We start from the raw sequence: 308 nt of genomic DNA on the forward strand, positions 1-308 counted from the left end.
TGGGGTGAAGTCGTAACAAGGTAGCCGTATCGGAAGGTGCGGCTGGATCACCTCCTTTCTAAGGAAGATTTACTAAACGTTTGACGCGTCGAAGTTTTGTTCAGTTTTGATGGTTTAATTACTGTCAGGGATTTTTGCGAAAGCAAAATATCCTTCCATACTGTCTCTTACGAGATAGATGGTTTGTTCTTTGAAAACTAGATAAAGATAAATTGATAGTCAAGAAATTACCGAGTATCGCCATTTTAGGTTTTAAACCTTAAGTAGTAAGTGATCAAATGTTGATTTAACAGCCTAGCTGTTGAACA

General features: G+C 37.7%; 1 rRNA gene. It reads left to right on the forward strand.

Annotation, left to right across the window (positions count from 1 at the left end):
* A 16S ribosomal RNA gene (locus tag FGG79_RS21530) occupies nt 1-58 on the forward strand; the annotation flags it as partial.
* Nucleotides 59-308 lie beyond the last annotated feature (250 nt).

The sequence above is a fragment of the Bacillus sp. BHET2 genome, from assembly GCF_005938125.1.
Classification (GTDB): Bacteria; Bacillota; Bacilli; order Bacillales; family Bacillaceae_B; genus Rossellomorea.